Origin of the sequence: Yoonia sp. (assembly GCF_046498525.1) — a bacterium.
In the GTDB taxonomy this organism is placed as follows: Bacteria; Pseudomonadota; Alphaproteobacteria; order Rhodobacterales; family Rhodobacteraceae; genus Yoonia.
The window spans coordinates 1-7,528 of the sequence record NZ_JAWOAN010000165.1 but is presented as its reverse complement, the minus strand read 5'-3'; the positions used below and the strand labels follow the sequence as shown (position 1 = coordinate 7,528).

Sequence of the window (7,528 nt, the reverse complement as noted above, 5' to 3'; positions counted from 1 at the left end):
CCAAAGACCAAGGTCAGCTATGCGCAGGGAGCCGACACTGCAAAATTGCAAACGATGGTCGCCCTTCAAGACACACCCGGCCCACTGCCGACCTTAAGCCTCGAATCAGGATGCTGCAGCGCGGCCCACCGAAGCTGATGGGGTGGATGGCTCCTGCTTCAACCGGCGTCGCAATGCGCCATACTGCAGGTGTCGATGTCTGCATAAGAGAGGAGCCACCCCATGCAAGTTACCACAATCGGTGTTGATCTGGCCAAGAACGTTTTCCAAGTTCACGGTATCACTGAAGGCGAAGAGGTCGTCTTCAACCGCCCTTTGAGACGCGCGCAGCTTTTGCCATTCTTTTCCAAGATTGAACCCTGCCTCATTGGCATGGAGGCCTGTAGCAGCGCGCATCATTGGGCGCGGGAACTGACAGCGTTGGGTCATGAAGTCCGGTTAATCCCACCGATGTATGTCAAACCATACGTCAAACGCGGTAAGTCTGACGCCATTGACGCGGCGGCTATTTGTGAAGCGGTGACGCGTCCGACAATGCGCTTTGTTGCGATCAAGACAGTTGAACAGCAGGCACTTCTGTCGCTCCATCGCGCACGGGATCTGCTTGTCCGACAACGCACGCAGCTAATCAATGGCTTACGTGGCATGGTCGCAGAGTTCGGCGTTTACGTTGCGCAAGGCCTCGCCCGTATCATCGGATTTGCAGAGGACATTCTCGCAGGTCAAGTGCTGGACCTGCCCGAGATTGCTAATGAGGTGATCCACAACCTGTGCGAACACCTCATGGTACTGCATGCACGGATCCGATGGTATGAAGACCGGCTGAAGGTTGTTGCCAAGGAAGACGCTCGGGTCCGGCTATTACGCACCATCCCAGGCGTTGGCGCTGTGACGGCCTCCGCAATCATCGCCAGCATTGGTGATGGTCATCAGTTCCGCAATGGCCGGGAGTTTGCTGCATGGCTAGGTCTGACGCCTGCGAACAAATCCAGCGGCGGCAAAGAGAAGCTCGGGCGCATCACCAAAATGGGCGATCAATACCTACGATCATTGTTGGTCGTCGGCATGACGTCCCTCGTCCGACAAACGAGATCGCATCCAGAACGCGCCAGCAAGTGGTTGACCGGATTACTCGAGCGCAAACCAGCACGCGTCGCGACCGTCGCCATGGCCAATAAGACCGCTCGGATCGTTTGGGCCGTTCTGACCCGCAACGAGCCTTACACGCCCCACACTTCCTAAGAAGAAAAGAAACAACGAGTTAGCAAGACCTGCGAGATGATGGTGCATAAGTCTGCCGCCAAAACCAAGACACTCCGCCGAATGGCTCGGGCATTAAAGCCCGCAAAGCTGATGGGAACTTGGTTTGCGGAACCCTTCAGGGCCAGCGGTCAAAACCGCGCAAACAGGCCGGACACATGACTGCTTGTGACAAATGCACAAATCTGATCAAAAATGTCTTGCTATGCAGGAGCCATCCACACAAGCCATTCGTGCATCATGCAGCATTTTAATAGTGTGAAGGTCGGCAGAGCGGGACAAAGCGGTCATCAAGGATGGATCGCTTAACCGTTCAGGTGCAGGCCACGCTTTGTTTTGGGACTGCCGGCTAGCCTGCCCAATTTTTGCATGGTCCGAGCAGCAACTTCTGAGCATCCTAGGCAAAAGCGATCTGGCAAAAGCCTTCCGCTATGGCTTCGCGCGGCAGGACGCCTTCAGCCTGTTCCCGACCGACAAGCGTTTGGCCATCGACAACAACCAGGCCGAACGCGCCCTGCGCCCGATTGGAATAGGACGGAAAAACTGGCTCTTCGCGGGAGCTGATACCGGTGCGCAAACCCTGGCGCGCGCGATGACCGTCATTGAAACAGCCAAGCTGAACGCTCTCGACCCGCTGGCCTATCTTGCCAACATCCTCGACCGCATCCACGATCACAAGATCAACAGGCTGGATGAATTGCTGCCGTGGAACTGGGCGCCGCTGGCCGCTGCAATGGAAAATCAAGCCGCATAAGCTGCGGTCTCAATGGCATGGTTACGCCGTGCTGTATTGATCAGAGACGAAAGATCGCGCCGACCAATATGGGATGCCTGACACGCCGGCCCTCTATCCAGCTTCGCGGGGAACGGTTCGATCGACAATAACGTTGGATAGCCACCTTCGCCAAAAATGTCGGCCTTTGGGCTGCCCGACGTTTTGCCCGGCTTCTTGATCAGGCTGACAATCACAGATGCGGCGCCATGGCCGTCTGCGTCTGCCCGACTGATCTATGTCAATCATGACTGTGGCAAACAAGATACGAAAATTGAATGTGTGCCATTTCAAACTGCGACATGGCTCAGCGAAGTTTATCAGAGGGATACGAAGACATGGCTACACCCATCAACCCAGGCAACGTGCAAGACTTCGATCAACCACTGAACACAGACCCGATGTACACAGCGGTCCATGTTTTCAGCACCAGCGACATCACCGCCACCTTCGACGGACAGACGCAGGGTGACGAAGGCGCAAATTTCATAGATTTCAGTGGCGATAGCGGCACCAAGATAACAAAAGACGGGGTCACACTTTATCCAATTGACAGCGAATTCGGCTTTAACGTCACCGACTTCTTGGGGGCCGAAGAAAAGGAAATTGACGGCCTTTATACCGAAGGCTGGGCCGGCGATCTGATTATCGGCGGTACGCAGATGGGGCTGGTCATTTCGGATGCGCCCACCGATACGTTCAAGACACCCGCGGTGCTTGGCACGTGGCTGACCGGGCTGGGTGACAACACGGTGAAAGCTTCGACCGAGCATTACACGGTCATGCAAAATGTCCTGTCGGATCAGAAATATCCCGGCGATCCCGATGCTGTTTATCCGCTTGATGACAACCTGATCCTTCTCAGCCAGAACCCTGCCTATAACGGCCAATATGTGGCCGACCTGCTGAACGGAGATGTCGCAGGGGTTATCATTGAAGACGTGAACCAGGACGGTGTGGTTGACATCAAAGATCTGCTGAACCCCAATGAAGCGACGATTGAATATGATATTGCCTATAGCACCGATTATTCGGTGACGATGAAGGACGATGGCAAGCTGCTTTATCGTTGGGGCAATGCCGTAAAACGTCCCAACGACGTGCGCGTCGAAGCCGAACTGCCCCTGCCCGAAGAGTGGAGCGAGCTTGACGAATTCAGCTCTTTGAAATCGCTGTTCCGCGTCACCTCGGCAGAGCTTGTGATCCATCACACGATCACGAACAATCCAAACGATCAGGTTCGCCCCGAGGATTTTGAAAATGAATCCGCTATCGGGACATTGCCCACCTATGAGGTGATCACCGACTACAATGGTGACATCGGGCGCACTGTCTGGGCGACCACCGATGATTATTACGCCGGCGACGGCACGCTTTATCCCGCAGGCACGATGCTGCGCGACACTGATCTGGCCGAGGCGGTCACAGGATCTATCCCCGATCAGATCGGCAGCGATTCCGAAGACCTTGAATTGGGCTTTACCAATGCGTGGTACACGACGATGGACCGCGAACCATTCGAGCCTGTGTTGAACCCTGACGGAACCGAATATGTCACCGGACCACGTTGGCGGCTTCAGCCCGACAAATACGGACAGGATCTGCCCGGCGTCGTCATCCCGATTGATCCAAGCGATCCGCTGCCGACGACAAGTGACGAAGTCAAATACGAGGTTGGCGCCGAAACCCAGACGGTCCTGAATCTGCTGGATTGGGCAACCCCGATTTCACCACTAGAGATCAGCGCGGGCTATCAGAACAATTCTGGCTCCGTTTCGGCGAACGGCCTGAACCTGACCGAGGGTTTCGACGTCGCGGTCTATATCAAAGGCGATATCAAGCCTGCCACGATTTACAGTGCCGAGTTGCTGCTCGACTATGAAGAGATTGAATTATTCGCCTTTGGATCCGAAATCACCGGGACAGAGGGGTCTGATTTTCTTGTCGGGATTGGTGAGAACACGTTTACGGGCGGCGCGGGTGCCGACCTGTTCGTCGTGTCTTACGGAACGACCGTGACGGATATTGTCACGTCAAGCGTCATTGCGGATTTTGAAGTGGGGCTGGATAAACTGGGCCTGATCGGTTTCGACGCGCTGGAAGGGTTCAACATTGACAGCGTGGAAGACCGCGCGCTGATCACCCAAGGCGTTTCCGGTGATGATCTGACGATCTCGGTAGATGGTGAACTGGTGGCCACGCTGACAGGTCTGGCAGCCGAACTTGAGGTTGGCGATACGGTTGACCCGGGCGAAGGGCTGAGCCTGCTTGACAGTTTCCTGATCACCAATCCTTCGCCGGGCGAGCCGTCGTCAGAAGACAACATCATCATCGGAACGGCCGACAACGACATCCTGACCGGCACGCTGGGCGTCGATCTGATTTCCGGGCTTGCGGGGAATGATTACCTTTATGGGCTTGCAGGCGATGACGTGCTGGATGGCGGGGCTGGAACTGACCGCCTCTATGGGGGTCTGGGTGCGGATACGTTTGTGTTTGCCGAAGGGACCAGATTGGACATCGTCTATGACTTCACCGATGGCGAAGACATGATCCATTTGGATGGTATCGATTTCGCGGACATCACGATTTCGGATTACCGCGGGACCGGTGCGATCCTGCAGGCGGGCGTCGATCGCATGATCCTGCGCAACGTCGATGAGAACGACATCACCATTGATGACTTCATCCCCGATGATGCGCTGGCAATGGTCTGACGGCCGGTCAACCTGATTGATTTGAAAAGGAAAAGACAATGAAAAAATATGTTATGTTCTTTGCCGTCGGCACGTCTGTGGCCTTGGTTGCGGGCTGTGATTCAGTCGATGACGAAACCCCTGCCGGCTACACTTCTTTTGCCGATATCGAGGTTGACGCGGACGCGATGCAAGCTCTCTATACCGACGCGAACGGAAATCTAATTGCAGGGATCACACCTGCGACGGCACTGGAAATCCCGGATACCGGCAACGCCACATACAACGGATTTGTCGCAGGCGAAGTTGCCGGCAGCCGGTTGATCGGAGAGTTGACCGTCACGACATTTTTCGATCCCGGACTTGGCACGATCACCAGCAGCGCCACCAACTTCTATCATGAAGACGACGGCGCATATACGGGGACGCTGAACGGCACTGGCGTGTTGGATCAGACCGCGACAGTGCCGCAAATTTCCACAAACCTTGATGGGGATCTGACCAATGGCGGCGTGGTCTACGACACATCAATCGCGCTGGAGGGCGATATCATCGCCAACGGCAGCGATCCGATTGGTGCGGTCGCGGGGTTTGCCGACGGATCGCTGGATAGCGGCGGTAGCAGTGAAACCTTTACCGGCGTCTTTGCCGCCGAACGCTAGCGGCCTGTTGCCAGCCATCCCAGCGTCAAGTGACGTCGTCCCTCCCGGCGGCGTCACTTTCGCATGACAGGCGCGCATCATGACTGGAACGATCATCAGCCAATGACGTCCGCGCGCCGCTCAAGCAGGCTAGGCCATCAGGCCGACCCAGAGCAGGCGGTGACAATAGGGCGGTTACCGTGGAACTGGTCGCCAGCGATATCCGCAATGGACAGTCAAGCCACGTAATCTGTGGTATCAACGGGGCGGTTACGCTTTAGCCCTGCACCCTGCATTGCAGTTGGATCTGACGCGATTGTCAGCTCGGAGCGGTCATACCGCGAGATACTCAAATTCAATTCGTTTTGAACGGCTGCTTTCACTTTCCCCAGCACGTCCCTCTCGCACAGGCGGCGAATGGCCAGAATCCGCCAATTCTGTTGAAAAACTCCTGTTTGCAAGCGCAGAAAATGGCGGCCTGAAGTGCGCGCGAGCGCCTTTCCTGTCAGGCTTTGCGCATTTGCTGCGGTGCGGGAAAGATCTTCGCCAGTTTCCGGAGGTTCTGGGCGGTTGCGGCGAGCAGGAATTCGTCATTTGCACCACATGGGCCACGTAATCGGAGCCGCCCGAGCCCGAGAATGCGTTTGAGGTGGGCGAATAGCATTTCTACCTTCTTTCGGAGCCGCATTGAGATGGCATACTGCTTGGTTTTGGCGATGTCGCGGGCAACTTGGCGGGCGTCTTCATGTTCTTCGCGGGTGATCTTGCGTGCATCAGCTTTCGGGCAGCACTTCATCTTTGACGGACAGGCTTGGCAGGTATGTTTCAGGGCCTGATACTTGGCTACACCTTTGCCAGTGGGGCCACGGTTCGGGTCTGAGTAGTTGCGGCGGAACTGCTTGAGCGGCTCACCTTCTGGGCAGACATATTGGTTGTTCGCGGCGTCCCATTCGAAGTCGGTGCGAGACCAAGTGCCGTCGGTGCGCCCCGCTTTATCGAGCACCGGAATGTGGGGATTGATGTCGCGATCAACGAGCCATCCCAGCATCGGCCCTGATCCATAGGCCGTGTCTGCGATCAATCGCTCAGGGTCGATGTCATGCCTTTCTTTAATCCGATCCAACATGGTGCGCACGGATCCGACTTCAGCTTGCCGGATCGATCTGGTGCCTTCGACGTCAACGATGACGCTGTGGTCAGTGTCGATCAGATAATTGGTCGAATACGCAAAGAATGCTGGCCCTTTACGTGCTGCGGTCCACTGGCTCGAGGGATCAGAGTGAGATGTGAACTTGGGTTCTACCTCCGATGCTGCACCAAAAGCGGCATCGTCTAAAACATCTAAATATTCCTTCACAGCACGGGGCGCATCGTTTGGATCAATGGCGCTGTGATCCCAATCTTCTTTTGGGGTGGAGTTCTGTTTGTTCGCATCAGCCTCAATTAAGCTGGCATCTGCCGCAAGCCGCTGGCCGCTCACCAAACCATCCGCAATGCAACGCGCGACGGTCTTCTCAAACAGATGCCGCAGCAAAGCGCTCTCACGGAAACGCCCGTGCCGGTTCTTTGAGAAGCTCGAATGATTGGGTATTGGATCAGACAGATCGAGGCGACAAAACCAGCGATACGCCAGGTTCAAATGCACTTCTTCGCACAATCTGCGCTCTGACCTGATGCCAAAGCAATATCCCACCAAAAGCATGCGGATCAGAAGCTCAGGGTCAATCGAAGGGCGGCCCGTGTGGCTGTAAAACTCAGCCAGATACTGGCGGATGTCGCTCAGATCGACAAACCGATCAATCGAGCGCAGCAGATGGCCTTGCGGGATGTGGTCTTCCAGCGAGAACTCATAAAACAGCGCCGCCTGTGATTCCTGCTTCGGTCCCATCATCGCCAAATCCCCCGCTCTTATAGGGGAATTGAATCAGCCAAAGGCATTCAAATCAACAAGAGTTTTTCAACAGAATTCGCCGATTCTGTGGAAAAACACCCGCGCGCAATTGCAGAAAGATGCCCCTTGAACACAGCGCAAGCGCCATTCCTATCAGGCTTTGCGCGTTTGCTGCGGTGCAGGAAAGATCTTCGCCAGTTTGCGGAGGTTCTGGGCGGTTGCTGCGAGAAGGAATTCGTCATTTGCACCGCATGGTCCACGTAATCGG

Annotated in this window: 5 protein-coding genes and 1 pseudogene; 4 read left to right on the top strand and 2 right to left on the bottom strand. The window is 55.6% G+C overall.

All coding sequences use genetic code 11. From position 1 onward, the window contains the following. The first annotated feature begins 222 nt into the window (after positions 1 to 222). Positions 223 to 1,242: an IS110 family transposase gene (locus R6T97_RS10735; RefSeq protein ID WP_410349289.1), complete on the top strand. Its 1,020-nt coding sequence runs from the start codon at positions 223 to 225 to the stop codon at positions 1,240 to 1,242. A gap of 382 nt (positions 1,243 to 1,624) precedes the next feature. Continuing rightward, positions 1,625 to 2,014 (top strand): annotated as a pseudogene (locus R6T97_RS10730) (transposase); the annotation flags it as partial. On the opposite strand, the gene R6T97_RS10725 reads toward R6T97_RS10730, so the two are convergent. Further along, positions 2,002 to 2,229: a hypothetical protein gene (locus tag R6T97_RS10725; protein ID WP_410349288.1), complete on the bottom strand. Its 228-nt coding sequence runs from the start codon at positions 2,227 to 2,229 to the stop codon at positions 2,002 to 2,004. The pseudogene R6T97_RS10730 and the gene R6T97_RS10725 sit on opposite strands and share 13 nt — an antisense overlap. A gap of 141 nt (positions 2,230 to 2,370) precedes the next feature. Here R6T97_RS10725 and R6T97_RS10720 point away from each other — a divergent pair, with 141 nt between their 5' ends. After that, complete coding sequence (locus tag R6T97_RS10720) at positions 2,371 to 4,749, top strand: calcium-binding protein (protein WP_410349287.1); 2,379 nt, start codon at positions 2,371 to 2,373, stop codon at positions 4,747 to 4,749. Positions 4,750 to 4,787: 38 nt separating this feature from the next. Next, on the top strand, positions 4,788 to 5,390 hold the full coding sequence (locus R6T97_RS10715; RefSeq protein ID WP_410349286.1) for a hypothetical protein: 603 nt from the start codon (positions 4,788 to 4,790) through the stop codon (positions 5,388 to 5,390). Positions 5,391 to 5,874: 484 nt separating this feature from the next. Here the strand turns inward: R6T97_RS10715 and R6T97_RS10710 are convergent, their stop codons facing one another. Then, complete coding sequence (locus tag R6T97_RS10710; RefSeq protein WP_410349285.1) at positions 5,875 to 7,260, bottom strand: transposase; 1,386 nt, start codon at positions 7,258 to 7,260, stop codon at positions 5,875 to 5,877. Positions 7,261 to 7,528 lie beyond the last annotated feature (268 nt).

Coding starts and splice junctions, on each gene's coding strand:
- R6T97_RS10710 (WP_410349285.1), bottom strand. CDS start 7,260: ATGATGGGACCGAAGCAGGAATCACAGGCGGCGCTGTTTTATGAGTTC.
- R6T97_RS10735 (WP_410349289.1), top strand. CDS start 223: ATGCAAGTTACCACAATCGGTGTTGATCTGGCCAAGAACGTTTTCCAA.
- R6T97_RS10720 (WP_410349287.1), top strand. CDS start 2,371: ATGGCTACACCCATCAACCCAGGCAACGTGCAAGACTTCGATCAACCA.
- R6T97_RS10715 (WP_410349286.1), top strand. CDS start 4,788: ATGAAAAAATATGTTATGTTCTTTGCCGTCGGCACGTCTGTGGCCTTG.